Origin of the sequence: Dechloromonas sp. A34 (assembly GCF_026261605.1) — a bacterium.
Taxonomy (GTDB): Bacteria; Pseudomonadota; Gammaproteobacteria; order Burkholderiales; family Rhodocyclaceae; genus Azonexus.
Genome location: NZ_CP102486.1, coordinates 1,728,387 through 1,745,393, shown reverse-complemented (window position 1 = coordinate 1,745,393; position 17,007 = coordinate 1,728,387). Strand labels below are relative to the sequence as shown.

General features: G+C 58.0%; 19 protein-coding genes, 1 tRNA gene and 1 pseudogene. 1 reads left to right on the top strand and 20 read right to left on the bottom strand.

The genetic code is table 11. From position 1 onward, the window contains the following. Position 1: 1 nt before the first annotated feature. The 18 genes and pseudogenes from nuoK to rlmE form a co-directional block, all read right to left on the bottom strand. Complete coding sequence (gene nuoK, locus NQE15_RS08835) at positions 2–313, bottom strand: NADH-quinone oxidoreductase subunit NuoK (protein ID WP_226497573.1); 312 nt, start codon at positions 311–313, stop codon at positions 2–4. Between the two features lie 14 nt (positions 314–327). After that, the gene (locus tag NQE15_RS08830; protein ID WP_265948584.1) at positions 328–924 is read right to left on the bottom strand and encodes an NADH-quinone oxidoreductase subunit J; all 597 of its coding nucleotides are present in this window, start codon (positions 922–924) and stop codon (positions 328–330) included. Positions 925–936: 12 nt separating this feature from the next. Continuing rightward, the gene (nuoI, locus tag NQE15_RS08825) at positions 937–1,425 is read right to left on the bottom strand and encodes an NADH-quinone oxidoreductase subunit NuoI (protein WP_265948582.1); all 489 of its coding nucleotides are present in this window, start codon (positions 1,423–1,425) and stop codon (positions 937–939) included. Between the two features lie 10 nt (positions 1,426–1,435). After that, positions 1,436–2,485: an NADH-quinone oxidoreductase subunit NuoH gene (gene nuoH / locus NQE15_RS08820; RefSeq protein ID WP_323054961.1), complete on the bottom strand. Its 1,050-nt coding sequence runs from the start codon at positions 2,483–2,485 to the stop codon at positions 1,436–1,438. Further along, complete coding sequence (gene nuoG / locus NQE15_RS08815; RefSeq protein ID WP_265948580.1) at positions 2,486–4,816, bottom strand: NADH-quinone oxidoreductase subunit NuoG; 2,331 nt, start codon at positions 4,814–4,816, stop codon at positions 2,486–2,488. A 51-nt stretch (positions 4,817–4,867) separates the two neighbouring features. Then, a complete protein-coding gene (gene nuoF, locus NQE15_RS08810) occupies positions 4,868–6,196 on the bottom strand; it encodes an NADH-quinone oxidoreductase subunit NuoF (protein WP_265948577.1) in 1,329 nt (442 codons plus the stop codon). Then, positions 6,196–6,669 carry an NADH-quinone oxidoreductase subunit NuoE gene (nuoE, locus tag NQE15_RS08805; RefSeq protein ID WP_265948575.1) on the bottom strand — a complete coding sequence of 158 codons (474 nt, stop codon included), beginning with the start codon at positions 6,667–6,669 and terminating at the stop codon, positions 6,196–6,198. Before nuoE ends, nuoF begins: the two co-directional genes overlap by 1 nt. Continuing rightward, positions 6,669–7,922, bottom strand: a complete 1,254-nt coding sequence (locus tag NQE15_RS08800; RefSeq protein WP_265948572.1) for an NADH-quinone oxidoreductase subunit D — start codon at positions 7,920–7,922, stop codon at positions 6,669–6,671. The genes nuoE and NQE15_RS08800 overlap by 1 nt, the downstream gene beginning before the upstream one ends. Next, positions 7,915–8,520 carry an NADH-quinone oxidoreductase subunit C gene (locus NQE15_RS08795; RefSeq protein ID WP_265948569.1) on the bottom strand — a complete coding sequence of 202 codons (606 nt, stop codon included), beginning with the start codon at positions 8,518–8,520 and terminating at the stop codon, positions 7,915–7,917. Before NQE15_RS08795 ends, NQE15_RS08800 begins: the two co-directional genes overlap by 8 nt. A gap of 19 nt (positions 8,521–8,539) precedes the next feature. Next, on the bottom strand, positions 8,540–9,016 hold the full coding sequence (locus NQE15_RS08790) for a NuoB/complex I 20 kDa subunit family protein (RefSeq protein ID WP_265948566.1): 477 nt from the start codon (positions 9,014–9,016) through the stop codon (positions 8,540–8,542). 3 nt (positions 9,017–9,019) lie between these two features. Continuing rightward, positions 9,020–9,394 carry an NADH-quinone oxidoreductase subunit A gene (gene ndhC / locus NQE15_RS08785; RefSeq protein WP_416336534.1) on the bottom strand — a complete coding sequence of 125 codons (375 nt, stop codon included), beginning with the start codon at positions 9,392–9,394 and terminating at the stop codon, positions 9,020–9,022. A 62-nt stretch (positions 9,395–9,456) separates the two neighbouring features. Continuing rightward, positions 9,457–9,541: transfer RNA gene (locus NQE15_RS08780), tRNA-Leu, on the bottom strand. 53 nt (positions 9,542–9,594) lie between these two features. Continuing rightward, positions 9,595–9,966, bottom strand: coding sequence for a preprotein translocase subunit SecG (gene secG, locus NQE15_RS08775; protein ID WP_265948559.1), 372 nt, complete (start codon positions 9,964–9,966; stop codon positions 9,595–9,597). Between the two features lie 12 nt (positions 9,967–9,978). Then, positions 9,979–10,728, bottom strand: coding sequence for a triose-phosphate isomerase (gene tpiA, locus NQE15_RS08770; RefSeq protein ID WP_265948556.1), 750 nt, complete (start codon positions 10,726–10,728; stop codon positions 9,979–9,981). An 86-nt stretch (positions 10,729–10,814) separates the two neighbouring features. Next, positions 10,815–12,166: pseudogene (gene glmM, locus NQE15_RS08765) on the bottom strand (phosphoglucosamine mutase). Then, on the bottom strand, positions 12,159–12,998 hold the full coding sequence (gene folP / locus NQE15_RS08760; RefSeq protein WP_265948552.1) for a dihydropteroate synthase: 840 nt from the start codon (positions 12,996–12,998) through the stop codon (positions 12,159–12,161). The pseudogene glmM and the gene folP overlap by 8 nt, the downstream one beginning before the upstream one ends. A 56-nt stretch (positions 12,999–13,054) precedes the next feature. Beyond that, the gene (ftsH, locus tag NQE15_RS08755; RefSeq protein ID WP_323054960.1) at positions 13,055–14,935 is read right to left on the bottom strand and encodes an ATP-dependent zinc metalloprotease FtsH; all 1,881 of its coding nucleotides are present in this window, start codon (positions 14,933–14,935) and stop codon (positions 13,055–13,057) included. Positions 14,936–14,990: 55 nt separating this feature from the next. Beyond that, on the bottom strand, positions 14,991–15,608 hold the full coding sequence (rlmE, locus tag NQE15_RS08750; RefSeq protein ID WP_265948548.1) for a 23S rRNA (uridine(2552)-2'-O)-methyltransferase RlmE: 618 nt from the start codon (positions 15,606–15,608) through the stop codon (positions 14,991–14,993). 31 nt (positions 15,609–15,639) lie between these two features. Here rlmE and NQE15_RS08745 point away from each other — a divergent pair, with 31 nt between their 5' ends. Then, a complete protein-coding gene (locus NQE15_RS08745; RefSeq protein ID WP_265948545.1) occupies positions 15,640–16,011 on the top strand; it encodes a YhbY family RNA-binding protein in 372 nt (123 codons plus the stop codon). Here NQE15_RS08745 and NQE15_RS08740 read toward each other — a convergent pair whose 3' ends face one another. Both NQE15_RS08740 and greA read right to left on the bottom strand, forming a co-directional pair. Further along, entirely contained in the window at positions 16,012–16,473 is a 462-nt protein-coding gene (locus NQE15_RS08740) for a DUF4149 domain-containing protein (RefSeq protein ID WP_265948541.1), read from the bottom strand. It lies immediately after the preceding gene. A gap of 6 nt (positions 16,474–16,479) precedes the next feature. Next, positions 16,480–16,956: a transcription elongation factor GreA gene (gene greA / locus NQE15_RS08735; protein ID WP_265948538.1), complete on the bottom strand. Its 477-nt coding sequence runs from the start codon at positions 16,954–16,956 to the stop codon at positions 16,480–16,482. Between the last annotated feature and the right edge of the window lie 51 nt (positions 16,957–17,007).

Below are 17,007 nucleotides of genomic sequence, written 5' to 3'. Positions count from 1 at the left end.
TTTAACCCTTCAGGCTGCCCAGGTCATCCACATGGATGCTCTTGAGGTTGCGGAACAGCACGATCAGAATGGCCAGACCGATTGCCGACTCAGCAGCGGCAACCGTCAGGATGAAGAAGACGAAAATCTGGCCGGACAAGTCCTGGAGGTAGTGGGAAAACGCCACGAAATTCATGTTGACCGCGAGAAGCATCAACTCGATGGCCATCAGCAACACGATCAGGTTCTTCCGGTTGAGGAAGATGCCGACCACGCTGATCGCGAAGAGAATCGCGCCCAGAATCAGGAAATGCGAAAGGGAAAGAGTAAGCATTGGCACCCCGGGGTTCAGTCTTTTTCAACCGGCATTTGCAGGACGCGGATACGATCCTTCGCCTTGACGAAGACCTGCTCGTTCGGATTGGTGTACTTGGATTTCTTCGGACCGCGGTAAGTCAGAACGATGGCCGCGATCATGCCGACGAGCAGCACGATGGAGGCCAGTTCGAACGGATAGACATAGTCGCTGAACATCAGCGCGCCAATGGCTTTGGTGTTCGACACGCCAGCCGGCGTAATGGCTTCTGCGGCGGGCACCTGGAAATACTTGGCGCCGAGAACGAGGCCCATTTCCAGAACCATCAGCAGGCCGAGGACGGCCCCCAGCGGCAGGTAGTTCCAAAAGCCCTCACGAATTCGGTCCATGTTGATGTCAAGCATCATCACGACGAAGAGGAAGAGCACCATCACCGCGCCGACGTAAACCAGAATAATGGCAATCGCCAAAAACTCGGCTTGCAGCAGAGCCCAGATACCGCCGCAGGTGAAGAAGGCGAGAATCAGATTCAATGCGGCATGCACCGGGTTGCGCGCGGTAATCACGCGCAGGCTGGCAACGATCAGGATCGCTGACAGGAAAAAGAAGACCAGGGTTTGAAAATCCATCGCGAGTACCTGTTATCGGTAAGGGGCGTCAAGGGCGCGATCTTCGGCAATCTGCGCCTCGTACCGGTCACCATTGGCCAGCAGCATCTGCTTGGTGTAATAGAGATCACCCCGCTTTTCGCCGTGATATTCGAAGATGCGGGTTTCGACGATGGCATCCACCGGGCACGCCTCTTCGCAGAAACCGCAGAAAATGCACTTGGTCAGATCGATGTCGTAGCGCGTCGTCCGCCGCGAACCGTCGTCACGCGGCTCGGTCTCGATGGTGATGGCCAGGGCCGGGCAGATCGCTTCGCACAGCTTGCAGGCGATGCAACGCTCTTCGCCATTGGGGTAGCGACGCAGGGCGTGCAGCCCGCGGAAGCGGAAGCTCTGCGGTGTTTTTTCTTCGGGATACTGGACGGTAATCTTGCGGGCAAAGAAATACTTGCCGGTTACCGCCATCCCTTTCAACAGCTCCTTGAGGAGCAGGCTGTTGAAGATTTCCTTCATCGAACCCATCAGTCTCTCCTCACTTCCAGATATTCAGCGGGGACATCATCCAGACCCCCACTACGAAAAGCCAAATCAGACAAATCGGCACAAACACTTTCCAGCCCAGACGCATCAGCTGGTCGTAGCGATAACGCGGGAAGGTGGCACGGAACCAGAGATACAGGAAGAGGATGCAGGACATCTTGGCAAACAGCCAGACGATGCCATCCGGCAGGAAGCCGACCGGCGACAGCCAGCCACCGAGGAACAGGATCGAAGTCAGGGTGGCGACCAGAATCATGTTGGCGTATTCGGCCAGGAAGAACAGCGCGAATGCCATGCCCGAATATTCGACGTGGAAACCGGCAACAATTTCCGACTCGCCTTCGGCGACGTCGAACGGTGCGCGATTCAGTTCGGCAGTACCCGAGATCAGATAGACGATGAACATCGGGAACAAGGGCAGCCAATTCCAGGACAAGAAGGTCAGGCCGTAACCGGCGAAACTTCCGGTGTTCTGGGCATTGACGATTTCGACAAGATTCAGGCTGTTGGAGACCATCAGCACGCAGATCAGCGAAAAACCCATGGCAATTTCGTAAGACACCATCTGGGCAGCGGAACGCATCGCGCCGAGGAAGGCATATTTCGAATTGGAGGCCCAGCCCGACAGGATGACGCCATATACCCCCATCGAGGTAATCGCCATGATGTAGAGCAGACTGGCATCAATGTTGGCCAGCACCAGCGTGTCGGTGAAGGGAACCACCGCCCAGGCGGCTAGGGCCGGGGCAATCGCCAGCATCGGGGCAATAATGAAAATGCCCTTGCTGGCACTGCTCGGAACCACGATTTCCTTGAGCAACAGCTTGAGACCGTCGGCGATCGGCTGGATCAGGCCCCACGGTCCGACCCGGTTGGGACCGATGCGGACCTGCATGAAACCGATCACCTTGCGCTCGGCAAGCGTCAGGTAAGCCACGCCCAGCATCAGCGGAGCGACAATCAGAACGATCTTGATCAGGGTCCAGACGGCCGGCCAAGCGCCGCCAAAAATCCCCAGTCCGAAATTCATCAGTGCGTCCATTTATGCACGCTCCACGGAAATCAGGCCAAACATGTCGCCCAGGTTGCCAGTGCTGGCATGAGCGGCAGAAACCCGAACACAACCGACCGGAATCGAGTTGTCAGCCTTGGCGACCAGCGACGCTTCACCTTGCCCTTGCTTGATCCTGACTTGAGACCCGGCAGCGATACCAAGTTGCGCCAGGGTCTGTTCGTTGATACGGGCCGACGGAGCCACCGAATCGGTGGTCTGCTGCAACGCCGGAGCATGGCGCGCCTGCGCGTCGGCAAAATTGATCGGCACGTCAGCGATCCGCTGCATACCTTCGACCGCTTGCGGCAGTTCGATGGCGAGGCCATTCAAATCGTTGGAGAGGCCGGCGACGAATTCGACGCCCTTGCCCAGCACCTCATCGCGAACCGCTTCACTGCTTTCATAGGCGAAACCATCGAGATTCAGAACATTGCCCAGCACGCGCAAAATCTTCCAGGCGGGACGGGTCTCGCCACGGGGCTTGACCACGCCGTTAAAGCTTTGCACGCGGCCTTCGGTGTTGATGAAAGTACCGGCGGTTTCGGTGTAAGGCGCGATTGGCAGCATTACATCAGCATACTCGAGTGCCGGAGCATGCTTGAAGGAGGAGAGGTACACCACCAAACTAGCTTGTTTAAGTGCAGCAAGTGCTAGTTGCGGGTTGGCACAATCGAACTCCGGCTCGATACCCATCAGGAGATAGGCCTTGCGCGGCTGTTCGAAAATCTGGCGGGCATTGCCGTTGCCCGGAACGGCCCCGGCCACGTAACCGCCAACCACGTTGGCAGCTTCGCCGAGGAAACCGACGGTAGCACCGGTCAGCTTGCCCAACTCAAGAGCCAAGGCATGGAGTTGGGTAGCTTGCGGCGACTGGGTTGCCACATTTCCGAGGAAAATGGCGCGCTTCTCGCCTTCGACCAGGCTCTGTGCAATATCCTTGGCTCCGGCGGAAACCGAAACACTCTCCAACCCGCTCGGCGCAGCAACGCCCTTAAGTTCGGCAGCGCCCTTGAGCACCGCAGCCAGCGTTTCGGCCAACAAGGCTGGCGAAACGGTCAGATTGGTATGCAGCTTGATCAGTTGATCATCGCCGGCAACCGAAATCAGGCTGACCTTGGTGTACTTCTTAGCAGCCTGACGCAGACGCTGGGCAATCAGCGGATGATCCTTGCGCAGGAACGATCCGACGACCAGTGCGGCATCGAGATCTTTGATCTCTGCCAGACGAAGACCAAGCCACGGCGTACCGCCACGTTTGCCGTCCGTGCCGAAATCGCTCTGCCGGGGCCGGAAATCGATGTTACCGCTGCCCAGTCCCTTGCAAACCTTGCGCAGCAGGAAAAGTTCTTCCAGCGTCGAAGCCGGAGAGGCCAACGCTGCCAGCGAATCGCCACCATGTTCGCGGGTGACATCCTTGAGACCATGGGCGACGTAGTCGAGCGCGACATTCCAGTCCACCTCGCGCCATTCACCACCTTGCTTGACCATCGGCTTGGTCAGTCGCTCATCGGAATTCAGCGCCTGATAGGAGAAACGTTCCTTGTCGGAAATCCAGCACTCGTTGACCGCTTCATTTTCGCGCGGCAGAACACGCATCACGCTGTCGTGCTTTACCTGGACGGTCAGGTTGGCGCCGACCGAATCATGCGGGCTGATCGATTTGCGACGCTGCAACTCCCACGAGCGGGCGGTGTAGCGGAACGGTTTGGAAGTCAGCTCACCAACCGGGCACATGTCGATCATGTTGCCCGACAATTCGGAATCAACCGTGCGACCAAGGAAGGTGGTGATTTCGGAATGCATGTTCCGATTCGCCATGCCGAGTTCCATGATGCCGCCAATTTCCTGGCCGAAGCGGACGCAGCGCGTGCAGTGAATGCAGCGGCTCATCTCTTCCATGGAGATCAGCGGTCCGACGTTCTTGTGGAAGACGACGTGCTTTTCTTCGGTATAACGGCTCTTCATCGGACCGTAGCCGACGGACATATCCTGCAACTGGCACTCGCCGCCCTGATCACAGATCGGACAATCCAGCGGGTGATTGATCAGCAGGAACTCCATGACCCCCTTCTGCGCCTTGACCGCCAGCTCGGAATGGGTAAAGACCTTCATGCCGTTGGTCACCGGTGTTGCACAAGCCGGCAACGGTTTCGGAGCCTTTTCCACCTGCACCAGACACATGCGGCAGTTGGCGGCAATCGAAAGTTTCTTGTGGTAACAAAAATGCGGAATGTAAACCCCAACCTGCTGCGCGGCGTCCATCACCGTGCTGCCGTCAGGCACTTGCGCTTTTTTGCCGTCGATCTCGATTTCTAGCATGTCGCTACCTTGTAGCCAGTTCTTTCGTATCTATCGCTTGGAAGGTTTCGCTCAGGCCTGAACCTTGTGGAAACCACTGCCCGCCCACTGCACATCCTTGGGAACCAGACAGGTCTTGTGTTCGATGTGGTATTCGAACTCGCTACCGAAATGCTTCAGGAAGCTTTGCACCGGGAAGGCTGCTGCGTCACCGAGCGCACAAATCGTGCGACCGGCGATATTGCCCAGTACGCTGTTCAGCAGGTCGATGTCTTCCGGCTTGCCCTGACCGTTTTCGATGCGATGAACGACCTTGTACATCCAGGCCGTACCTTCGCGACAGGGTGTGCATTGGCCACAGGATTCTTCATGGTAGAAGAAGGACAGGCGCTCCAGCGCCTTAACCATGCAGACCGTTTCATCCATCACGATGACGGCACCCGAACCCAGCATCGAACCGCCCTTGCTGATCGAGTCGTAATCCATGGTGCAATCCATGATGACTTCGCCCGGCATGACCGGTGCCGACGAACCGCCGGGAATCACGGCTTTCAACTTGCGGCCGCCGCGCATGCCACCACACATTTCAAGCAAGGTGGCAAACGGCGTACCGAGAGGAATTTCGTAGTTGCCCGGACGATTGACATGGCCCGAAACCGAGAACAGCTTGGTTCCACCATTGTTCGGCTTGCCGAGGTTCAGGAACTCTTCGCCACCCATCTTCAGAATGAAGGGAATGGCGGCAAAGGTTTCGGTGTTGTTGATCGTCGTCGGCTTGCCGTACAAACCGAAGGAAGCGGGGAAAGGCGGCTTGAAGCGCGGCTGCCCCTTCTTGCCCTCGATCGACTCGAGCAGCGAGGTCTCTTCGCCACAGATATAGGCGCCGTAGCCGTGATGCGCGAAGAGTTCGAAATTGAACCCTGAACCTTGAATATTCTGGCCGATAAATCCGGCAGCACGGGCTTCGTCCAGCGCTTCCTCGAAACGCTTGTACTCCTGCCAGACTTCGCCGTGCACGTAGTTGTAACCGCGGTTTGCACCCATCGCGTAAGCCGCAATCGCCATACCCTCAATGACCGCATGCGGGTTGTAGCGCATGATGTCGCGGTCTTTGAAGGTACCCGGCTCGCCTTCGTCGGTATTGCAAACGACGTATTTGTCGCCCGGGAAGGAGCGCGGCATGAAGGACCACTTCAAGCCGGTCGGGAAGCCGGCGCCACCACGACCACGGAGCACGGATTTCTTGACTTCGCTGATGACATCTTCCTGGGTCATCTTGCTGTCCAGGATGCGTTTCAGCTGGGCGTAACCGCCACGCGCAACATAATCCTTCAGGTGCCAGGTATTGTCGCCATCCAGGCCTTCCATCAGGACACCGTTGATCGAACCGAGCATGGCCATTATTTGCACTCCTCAAGCAGCTGGTCGATCTGCTCCGGATGCATGTGACTGCACATCGAACGGTTATTGACGATGAAAACCGGTGCGTCGCCGCAGGCCCCCATGCATTCGCCCTCTTTCAGGGTGAACTTGCCGTCGGCCGTCGTTTCGCCGTAACCGATGCCGAGCTTTTTCTGAACGTATTCGCCGGCATGGTAGCCGCCGGAAAGCGCGCAGGGCAGGTTGGTACAGACCGTGATCTTGTACTTGCCGACCGGCTTGAGGTCGTACATGTTGTAAAAGGAAGCCACCTCGTAGGCTGCCATGGGCGCCATGCCGAGATAGTTGGCTACGGCTTCGATCGCCTCGGGAGGTAACCAGCCCTTTTCTTCCTGGGTGTGCGCCAGACAGGCCATTACCGCCGACTGTTTCTGATCGGCGGGGTATTTGGCGACCTCGCGGGCAAATTTCTCTAGGGTTTCAGCGGAAAACATCAGCGGTCAATCTCGCCAAAAACAATATCTTGGGAACCGATAATCGTAACGACGTCGGCAATCATGTGGCCTCTGGACATTTCGTCCATGCCGGCCAGGTGGACATAGCCCGGGGCACGAATCTTCATGCGATAAGGCTTGTTGGCACCATCGGAAACGAAATAGATACCGAATTCGCCCTTCGGATGCTCGACAGCGGCATATGCCTCGCCCGCCGGAACATGAATGCCTTCAGTAAAGAGCTTGAAGTGGTGAATCAGCTCTTCCATGTTGGTCTTCATGTCCTCACGCGGCGGCGGCGCCACCTTGTGGTTTTCGGTAATCACCGGCCCGGGATTCTTGCGCAGCCAGGCGATACACTGCTTGATGATCCGGTTGGACTGGAGCATCTCTTCCATGCGCACCAGATAGCGATCATAACTGTCGCCATTAACGCCGACCGGCACATCGAAGTCGACCTTGTCGTAGGCGGCGTACGGCTGCTTCTTGCGCAGATCCCAAGCGATACCGGAGCCGCGCAACATCGCACCGGTGAAGCCCATTTGCAGGGCGCGCTCGGGGGTCACGACGCCAACATTGACCAGACGCTGCTTCCAGATCCGGTTATCGGTCAGCAAGGTGTGATATTCGCTGTGGTAGGTCGGGAAGCGGTTGGTGAAGTCCTCGAGGAAATCGAGCACCGAACCGCTTCGGTTTTCATTTAACTCCTTGGCCTTCTTGGCGCTGGTCCAGGTGGATTCACGATACTGCGCCATGCGGTCGGGCAGATCGCGATAAACGCCGCCCGGACGATAGTAGGCGGCGTGCAAGCGAGCCCCCGAGACCGCCTCGTAGACATCCATCAAATCTTCGCGCTCGCGGAAGGTATAGAGCGCCATGGTCATCGCACCAACGTCGAGCGCGTGGCAGCCGATCCACAACAGGTGGTTGAGGATACGGGTTACTTCGTCGAACATCGTGCGAATGTACTTGCCGCGCTCCGGCACCTCGATACCCAGCAACTTTTCGGTAGCCAGGCAGTAGGCGTGCTCGTTGCACATCATGGAAACGTAGTCAAGACGATCCATGTAGGGCACCGACTGCACCCAGGTCCGGGTTTCGGCCAGTTTTTCGGTTGCCCGATGCAGCAGCCCGATGTGCGGATCGGCGCGCTGGACGACTTCGCCGTCCAACTCAAGCACCAGCCGCAGCACACCGTGCGCTGCCGGGTGCTGAGGGCCAAAGTTAAGAGTGAAATTGCGGATATCAGCCATGTGCCGGATCCCCGTAGGTGTCTTCGCGCAGAATGCGCGGGGTGTTTTCGCGCGGCTCGATGGTTACCGGCTGGTAAATCACACGGGCCTGATCGGGGTCATATCGCATTTCGACATGACCGGAGATCGGGAAGTCCTTGCGGAACGGATGGCCGATAAAGCCGTAATCGGTCAGAATCCGCCGCAAGTCATCGTGACCGACGAAAGCGATGCCGTACAGGTCGAACGCTTCGCGCTCGAACCAATTAACACTTTTCCAGATGCCGGTTACTGAATCGACGGAGGGAAATTCATCATCCTCGGCGAAGACCCGGACGCGCAGGCGCCAGTTATGCTCGATCGAAAGCAGATGAGAAACCGCCGCGAAGCGCCGCCCCTGCCAGGCACCTTCACCGTAGGTCGAGTAATCGACACCACAGAGATCGATCAGCTCTTCAAAATGAAGATCCGCCTCATCCCGCAGCGCAGTCATTACCGCCAGATAGTCAGCAGCACCGACTTCAATGGTTACTTCACCCAAAGCAAGCTTGAGCGACTTGAGCTTGTCACCAAAGTGCTTCTCTAGATTTTGGCTAAGCGTTTCCAGCTTGGCAGACATATCGAATCAGCCTTGGCAATTAACGAGCGATGGTATTGGTACGACGAATCTTGTTCTGCAACTGGATAATGCCGTAGATGAGCGCCTCCGCCGTCGGCGGGCACCCCGGAACATAGATATCGACCGGCACGATGCGGTCACAGCCGCGCACCACGGAGTAGGAGTAGTGGTAATAGCCACCACCATTGGCACAGGAGCCCATGGAAATCACCCAACGCGGCTCGGCCATCTGGTCATATACCTTGCGCAAGGCCGGCGCCATCTTGTTGGTCAGCGTTCCCGCCACGATCATCACATCGGACTGCCGCGGACTGCCGCGAAAAACGACACCGAAACGATCGAGGTCGTAACGCGAGACCCCGGCGTGAATCATTTCCACCGCGCAACAGGCCAGACCGAAGGTCATCGGCCACATTGAACCGGTTCGCATGTAGTTGATCAGCTTGTCAGCCGTGGTGGTGACAAAACCTTCCTGGAGAATGCCTTCAATAGCCATGCTTTATTCCCACTCTAGCGCACCCTTGGCCCAGGCATAGACATACCCGATAACCAGGATGGCAACGAAGACGAGCATCTCGACAAATCCGAACAGCTTGATCGATTCGGTCGCCACGATGTCCTTGAAAATCGTCGCCCACGGGAAGAGGAACGCAATTTCCAGGTCAAACAGAATGAAAAGAATGGCAATCAGGTAATAGCGCACATCGAACTTCATGCGCGCATCTTCAAATGCCTCAAAGCCGCACTCATAAGGAGAGAGCTTTTCGGGATCCGGCCTGTTGGGAGCAAGCATGAAACCCATCGCAACCGGCAGGACGCCAACCGCGACGCCCACCAGGACGAACATCAGGATAGGAAAGTAGTTTTCCATGATCCGCCGCCAATTTTCAGTTTCTTGTACGAAACAGCTGACCCTATGGTCACTGCCCCAATTATTGGTGCCGACGGCGAGACTCGAACTCGCACAGCTTGCGCCACTACCCCCTCAAGATAGCGTGTCTACCAATTTCACCACGTCGGCACTACTTTTTTGACCCGCCCGGCGAGGGACATTGCCGGGCGGGTCACCTTGCTTTACTTCGGAATATCTTTAGCCCTGGAAGCCGCATCAGCAGGCTGCACAGGAGATCCGCCACCGCCGGAAGCGGGCTGCGAAACAGGCTGCGATTGTACCGTTTCCTGCATCACACTGCCAGTCGTTTTTGGCTTGTTTGATGCCACATAAGCCAGCGTCAGACTGGTTACAAAAAACACGGCCGCCAGAACACCAGTCGTCCGACTGAGAAAGTTGGCCGACCCCGTGGCGCCGAACAGACTGCCGGAAGCACCACTACCGAAAGCCGCCCCCATATCCGCCCCCTTGCCATGCTGCATCAGCACCAGGCCGATAATCGCCAAGGCAACCAGAATATGGACCGTCAGAACAACCGAGAAAAACCAGTTCATTTTTTTCGCCTATCAACTTGCCGCACGGCAAATTGCCAGAAAATCATCTGCAACCAGCGCCGCCCCACCGATCAAACCACCATCGATATCAGGCTGCGCAAACAATTCCTCTGCATTCTGAGGCTTGACACTACCGCCATACAGAATACGCAAACCACCTGCCACCTCCGCGCTCAGCCCGGCCACTTGCTGGCGAATCGCCGCATGGACCTCCTGCGCCTGCGCCGGTGACGCAGTCACTCCAGTGCCAATCGCCCATACCGGCTCATAAGCCAGCGCCGCATCCTTCAATGCCACCACCCCGACTCGCTCAAGCACGGCGGCCAACTGCCGCGACACAACCTCGCCCGTCGCCCCTGCTTCACGCTCGCTCAGCGTTTCGCCGACACAGAGCACGGGAATCAACCCCGCCCGTTGCGCCGCCTCGAACTTAGCAGCCACCACGCCATCAGTTTCACCAAACAGGCTGCGCCTTTCGGAATGGCCAACCAATACATATCGACATCCGAATTCCAGCAACATCGACGCCGCCACCTCTCCGGTATAGGCACCCGCCACATACTCGCTCACCGACTGCGCCCCCCAGGCCACGCCTGACCCGGAGAGAACCGCCTGCAATTGCCCCATATAAGGATAGGGGCAACAGACGACGACCTCGCATTTGATGTCGCCAACCCCGGCCTTGACACTTTCCAGCAAGATCGCATTCTGCCGGAGACTACCGTGCATCTTCCAGTTTCCTGCGACTAGCTTTTTACGCATGAGCTTGGCGGTTTCGGTTGGCGAAAAACCCGTCGATTATAGCGACCGAGAGGTCCGCCGGTCAATATTCCCTAACAAATCAGGATTTACTGGGCCGCGTTGCGCACCACCGCAGCGAGGTGCTCGGCAGCCTCTGCCACCTCGACGGCGTCCTCGCCCTCGACCATGACGCGCAACAAAGGCTCGGTTCCCGAGGCGCGCAACAACACCCTGCCGCGGCCCGCCATGCGCGTTTCAACCTCGGCAAGAGCCTTGGCGATACGCGGATCATCCTTCCAGGGGAATGCCTTGTTGATCGCCACATTGACCAGTTTTTGCGGATAAAGCACCAGACTACCGAGCAAGGTCCTCAAATCACCGCCACTTTCCCGCAATGCCGCCAACACCTGAAGGGCGGCCACCGTTCCGTCCCCCGTGGTATGCCGATCAAGAGCCAGAATATGACCGGAGTTCTCGCCGCCATACAGCCAGCCTTTTTCGTTCATCATTTCGACGACATAGCGATCGCCGACCGCAGCCCGACCAAAAGCCACCCCCAGCTTGCCCAGAGCGTGTTCCAGCGCGAGATTGGTCATCAGCGTGCCAGCTACTCCCTTGACCGGCGCAGTTCGCGCCCGACTCTTCACGATGGCAAAAAGGAGTTGGTCGCCATCATAGAGATTACCCTCGGCATCGACCATCTGGATCCGGTCGGCATCACCGTCCAGCGCCACGCCGAGGTCCGCCCGGTGGGCCAGAACGGCCTCGCACAGCGCACGCGGCGCCGTAGCTCCGAAACCGTCATTGATATTCAGTCCATTCGGCTGGACGCCAATGGTCACGATATCCGCCCCAGTTCATGAAATACATTGGGCGCCGTGTGATACGCAGCCCCATGCGCGCAATCGACGACGATTTTCAGGCCGCGCAGATCGAGATCGTTGGGGAAGGTGCTCTTGCAGAATTCGATGTAGCGGCCGCGTGCATCCTCGATCCGCCTGACCCGCCCGAGATCGGCCGCCGGAACACAAACCATGGGCTGGTCGATACCCTCCTCGATGGCATGCTCGACATCATCGGCCAACTTGGTCCCTTGCGCCGAGAAGAACTTGATGCCGTTATCGTAATACGGGTTGTGCGAGGCAGAAATCACAATCCCCGCCTGCAGCCGCAACGCCCGGGTCAGATAAGCCACCGCCGGCGTCGGCAGCGGACCGACCAGGCAGACATCAACCCCGGCCGCCGAAAACCCAGCCTCAAGGGCCGATTCCAGCATGTAACCGGAGAGCCTCGTATCCTTGCCGATCAACACCTCCGGGCGGACGCCGCTCGGCATTTTGCTTTGCCCCAGCAGGACCTTGCCGGCAGCGTAGCCCAGCCGCATGACAAAATCCGGCGTTATCGGCGATTGGCCGACCCGCCCGCGCACACCGTCGGTTCCAAAGTACTTCCTACTCATTATTTTCTCCCTGTTCGATTGCCGACCAGACAGCCAAAGCATCCCTGGTCGCGGCAACATCATGCACCCGCAATATTTTTGCACCTTTTTGCGCTGCCATCAGCGCGGCAGCCACACTGGCCACCAGACGTTGATCAACGGGACGGCCGGTAATCGCTCCTAACATCGACTTGCGCGACACCCCGACAAGGATCGGAAGCCCGTCGCAGCCAGTCGCACCCAAAGCCCGAAACAGCGCCAAGTTGTGTTCAAGGCTCTTGCCGAAACCAAAGCCGGGATCAAGAACCAGACGCTGGTCTTCAATTCCCGCCTGACGACAACGCACGACTGCAGCCATCAGGAAATTGCGCACTTCGCCGACGACATCCCGATATGCCGGGGCTTGCTGCATGGTGTCCGGATCACCCTGCATGTGCATGACACAGACTGCACAATCGCTGGCAGCCACTGCCGCAACCGCTTCCGGACGAACCATCCCAGTGATGTCGTTGATCATCGCCGCCCCCGCCGCCAAAGCGGCACGCATTACGGCGGGCTTGTAGGTATCGACCGAGACGGGAATCCCCCAGGTCGTAATTTCCTTGAGGACCGGCAACAAGCGGCGCAACTCTTCGTCTTCCGGTGTTGGAATTGCCCCCGGACGCGACGACTCGGCACCAATATCGAGAATATCCGACCCAGCCTCGTATTGCTGCCGGGCGTGAAGAATGGCCCGTTCGACATCGCCCACCAGGCCGTCGCCGGAAAACGAATCAGGGGTCAGATTGACGATACCCATCACGAGTGGGCGATCCAGAGGGAGCAGAAACGAGCCGCAACGAATATTTGTCATGGAGATAAAAGCAAAAGGCCGGGAGAAAGCTCCCGGCCTTTAATCGGTCAAATGGATCAGGCCGTGGCCGCCGCGGTCGGCTCGGCTCCTGGCGTATCGCTCGGCGTGGACGCTCGCGGCTTGCTCTGCGACGGCTTGGGCGGACGCGGCGGCTTGCCTTCCATAATGTCGTCAATCTGCTCGGCATCAATGGTTTCCCATTCGAGCAGCGCCTTGGTCATCGCCTCCACCTTGTCGCGGTGCTCTTCGAGAAGATTGCGGGCCAGCGCGTACTGTTCGTCGATGATGCGACGGATTTCGGCATCGACCTTCTGCATCGTCGCTTCGGAAACATTCTTGTGCTGAGTCACCGAACGACCGAGGAAAACCTCACCATCGTTCTCGCCGTAGACCATGACGCCAAGATCCGACATCCCGTAGCGGGTCACCATATCACGCGCCATCGCCGTCGCCCGCTCGAAGTCATTCGAGGCACCGGTCGTCATCTGGTTCATGAACAACTCTTCGGCAATCCGCCCGCCGAAAAGCACGGCAATGCGGCTCATCAGGTATTGCCGGTCGTAGGCATAACGATCCTCTTCCGGCAACTGCATGGTCAGGCCCAGAGCACGACCACGCGGAATGATGGTGACCTTGTGCACCGGGTCGGACTTCGGCACCAGCTTAGCGACGACAGCATGGCCCGACTCGTGGTAGGCCGTATTCAGCTTCTCGTCCTCGCTCATGACCATGCTGCGGCGCTCGGCACCCATCATGATCTTGTCCTTGGCCTTCTCGAAGTCATCCATATCGACCAGGCGCTTGTTGGTACGTGCCGCAAACAAGGCCGCCTCATTGACTAGGTTGGCCAGATCGGCGCCAGAGAAGCCAGGGGTACCACGGGCGATGATGTCGGCTTTGACGTCACCGGAAATCGGCACCTTGCGCATATGAACCTTGAGGATTTCCTCGCGGCCGCGAATATCCGGCAGCGGCACGACCACCTGACGGTCGAAGCGCCCCGGACGCAGCAGCGCCGGATCGAGGATGTCCGGACGGTTGGTCGCGGCAATCACGATGATGCCGGAGTGGCCTTCGAAACCATCCATTTCGACCAGCAACTGGTTCAGGGTCTGTTCACGCTCGTCATTGCCGCCACCCAAGCCGGCACCGCGATGGCGGCCGACGGCATCGATTTCGTCGATGAAGATGATGCATGGCGCGTGCTTCTTGGCATTCTCGAACATGTCGCGAACGCGGGCAGCGCCGACGCCGACAAACATTTCGACGAAATCGGAACCGGAGATGCTAAAGAACGGCACCTTGGCTTCGCCGGCGATCGCCTTGGCGAGCAGCGTCTTACCGGTACCCGGGTTGCCGACCATCAGCACGCCCTTGGGAATGCGGCCACCAAGCTTCTGGAACTTGGAAGGATCGCGCAGGAAATCGACAATCTCCTGGACCTCCTCTTTCGCTTCGTCGCAACCGGCGACATCGGCAAAAGTAACGACATTCTGTGCTTCGTCGGTCATTCGGGCGCGCGACTTGCCGAACGAGAAGGCCCCGCCCTTGCCGCCACCCTGCATCTGGCGCATGAAGAACACCCAGACGCCGATCAGCAGCAGCATCGGGAACCAGCTGACGAAGATGCTCATCAGGAAGGATTGCTCTTCTTCCGGCTTGGCCTCGATCTTGACACCGCTCTTCAGAAGGTCGGAAACCAGCCAGAGATCAGGCGGCGAATAGGTGGTGATGCGCTTGCCGTCGGTAGTCGTCGCCTTCAGGGTACGACCTTCCATGACGACCTTGTTGATGCGCCCCTGCTTGACCTCTTCGATGAATTGCGAGTACTCGACCGAGCCTTGCGCGACCTGGCGGGTGTTGAACTGATTGAACACGGTCATCAGCACGAGACCGATGACCAGCCAGATTGCGAGGTTTTTGAACATGTTGTTCAAGCTTGCTCTCCTTCTACAGCGCCGAGCGACAAAAGCACCATTCTATACATAAGTTTCAACGCAAAACACGCCCGAGCAAATAAAGCTCGGCGCTCCGATCACGAGAGGCATCCGGTTTGCGAACCACGACTGTCTTGAACACTTCGCGCATCGAACGGAGAAACGTCTCGTAATCCGTTCCTTGAAAAACTTTGACCAGAAAAGCGCCATCCGGTTTCAGGTGCACCTTGGAAAACTCCAGTCCCAGTTCCGCCAGGTACATGATTCTGGCCTGGTCAACAAGCGGTACACCGGACATATTGGGGGCCATGTCGGACATTACAAGCCCAACGTGACGGCCATTCAGCTTTTCTTCCAGGGTTCTCAGCACATCATCCTCACGGAAATCGCCCTGAATGAATTCGACGCCATGCAGGGGCTCCATCTCCAGCAAGTCGAGTGCAAATACCAAGCCGCCATCGCCGACCCGCTTCGCCGCGACCTGTGACCACCCTCCCGGGGTGGCACCGAGGTCGACAACGACCTCGCCGCGCCGCAGCAACTTGTCCTTGTCGTCGATCTCCATCAGTTTGAAAGCGGCACGCGAACGCCAACCCTCTTTCTTGGCGAGCTGGACATACGGGTCATTTACATGCTCCCGCATCCACGCTTTGCTGGTCCTGGTTCTGCTCATTCGGTAAAATGCCGTTTTTGAAAGGTTTACTATGCTGCAATTATCGTCTGTCGAGCGCCGCGAACTGCGCGCCCGTGCCCACAACCTGAATCCTGTCGTCTCGATTGCCGAAAACGGCCTCACCGAGGCCGTACTCAAGGAAATCGAGGTCAATCTCAACGCTCACGAACTGATCAAGATACGCGTTTATGGCGACAGCCGTGAGAACCGCGTCGCCTATCTTGAACAAATCTGTTCCAAACTCGGCGCTGCCGACGTTCAACATATCGGCAAACTGCTGGTGATTTACCGCCCCGCCCCGCTTGAGAATACGGCGCCAGCCACGTCCCCAAGCCCGAAAACTAGGCCGCGCCGCCCAGCCTCCGCCCCGAGCAAGACAACCAAGCGCAGTTTCCAGGGCTGATTATTTCAGTCCTTTGCCGGCCCAGACCACCAGCCACAATCCCAACATGCTCTGGACCAGATAGAGGATGCTGGAAAATCCGTGCCACGCGGCGAATCGGTCGCGCAACACGCTTTCCATCACCTCGCGCGGCAAGGCATCGGCTTTCAGTTGTGCCATCAGGGGCTGAATGCCAAACTGGCTGGCGGCGGTCAGCAAGGCCATCACCACAACCAGCCAGAACACCGCACACCTGAAAATCCCGCCACCGCGACGGAGCAATAGGAAAACAGTCAGGTAGGTCGCGCTACCCAGGCCAACCCAGCCGATCAACGCAAACAGCTTTCCGGCCACCATGCCGGCCGTTTGCCGATCGGTCAGACTGGAAAACAGAACGGGAGCGACGATGTATCCGATAGCCCACAGCCCGCCCACCCACAAAGTGATGGTGAGCAGATAGAGGGCCTCGGACAGCTTTCTCATCGCGGCCTATTCGTAGCGGACATCGATGATTTCGTATTCCCGAATACCGCCGGGAGCCAGCACCTGGGCAATGTCACCGGCGTATTTTCCGATCAGCGCCCGGGCCATCGGCGAAGCAACCGACAGCTTGCGGTTCTTGATATCGGCCTCATCCTCGCCGACGATCTGATAAGTCACGGCATCGCCGGTATCCTGATCCTCGATATCGACCGTGGCGCCAAAGACACAGCGTCCGTCGGCATCGAGCAGCTTGGGATCGATGATCTGCGCATTCGACAGCTTGCCCTCGACCTCCTGGATTCGCCCTTCAACAAAGCCCTGGCGCTCCTTGGCCGCGTCGTACTCGGCGTTCTCCGAGAGATCGCCGTGCGAGCGCGCTTCGGCAATTGCCGCAATGACGCTCGGACGCTCGATGGTCTTCAGGCGATGCAACTCTTCGCGGAGTTTTTCGGCACCGGCTACGGTCAACGGGACTTTACTCATAATTTCTTCCAGCAAAAGCAAACCGCCGGCGCCCGTAAAGGGCAGCCCGGC

Coding starts and splice junctions, on each gene's coding strand:
- nuoK (WP_226497573.1), bottom strand. CDS start 313: ATGCTTACTCTTTCCCTTTCGCATTTCCTGATTCTGGGCGCGATTCTC.
- NQE15_RS08830 (WP_265948584.1), bottom strand. CDS start 924: ATGGATTTTCAAACCCTGGTCTTCTTTTTCCTGTCAGCGATCCTGATC.
- nuoI (WP_265948582.1), bottom strand. CDS start 1,425: ATGGGTTCGATGAAGGAAATCTTCAACAGCCTGCTCCTCAAGGAGCTG.
- nuoH (WP_323054961.1), bottom strand. CDS start 2,485: ATGGACGCACTGATGAATTTCGGACTGGGGATTTTTGGCGGCGCTTGG.
- nuoG (WP_265948580.1), bottom strand. CDS start 4,816: ATGCTAGAAATCGAGATCGACGGCAAAAAAGCGCAAGTGCCTGACGGC.
- nuoF (WP_265948577.1), bottom strand. CDS start 6,196: ATGGCCATGCTCGGTTCGATCAACGGTGTCCTGATGGAAGGCCTGGAT.
- nuoE (WP_265948575.1), bottom strand. CDS start 6,669: ATGTTTTCCGCTGAAACCCTAGAGAAATTTGCCCGCGAGGTCGCCAAA.
- NQE15_RS08800 (WP_265948572.1), bottom strand. CDS start 7,922: ATGGCTGATATCCGCAATTTCACTCTTAACTTTGGCCCTCAGCACCCG.
- NQE15_RS08795 (WP_265948569.1), bottom strand. CDS start 8,520: ATGTCTGCCAAGCTGGAAACGCTTAGCCAAAATCTAGAGAAGCACTTT.
- NQE15_RS08790 (WP_265948566.1), bottom strand. CDS start 9,016: ATGGCTATTGAAGGCATTCTCCAGGAAGGTTTTGTCACCACCACGGCT.
- secG (WP_265948559.1), bottom strand. CDS start 9,966: ATGAACTGGTTTTTCTCGGTTGTTCTGACGGTCCATATTCTGGTTGCC.
- tpiA (WP_265948556.1), bottom strand. CDS start 10,728: ATGCGTAAAAAGCTAGTCGCAGGAAACTGGAAGATGCACGGTAGTCTC.
- folP (WP_265948552.1), bottom strand. CDS start 12,998: ATGACAAATATTCGTTGCGGCTCGTTTCTGCTCCCTCTGGATCGCCCA.
- rlmE (WP_265948548.1), bottom strand. CDS start 15,608: ATGAGCAGAACCAGGACCAGCAAAGCGTGGATGCGGGAGCATGTAAAT.
- NQE15_RS08745 (WP_265948545.1), top strand. CDS start 15,640: ATGCTGCAATTATCGTCTGTCGAGCGCCGCGAACTGCGCGCCCGTGCC.
- NQE15_RS08740 (WP_265948541.1), bottom strand. CDS start 16,473: ATGAGAAAGCTGTCCGAGGCCCTCTATCTGCTCACCATCACTTTGTGG.
- greA (WP_265948538.1), bottom strand. CDS start 16,956: ATGAGTAAAGTCCCGTTGACCGTAGCCGGTGCCGAAAAACTCCGCGAA.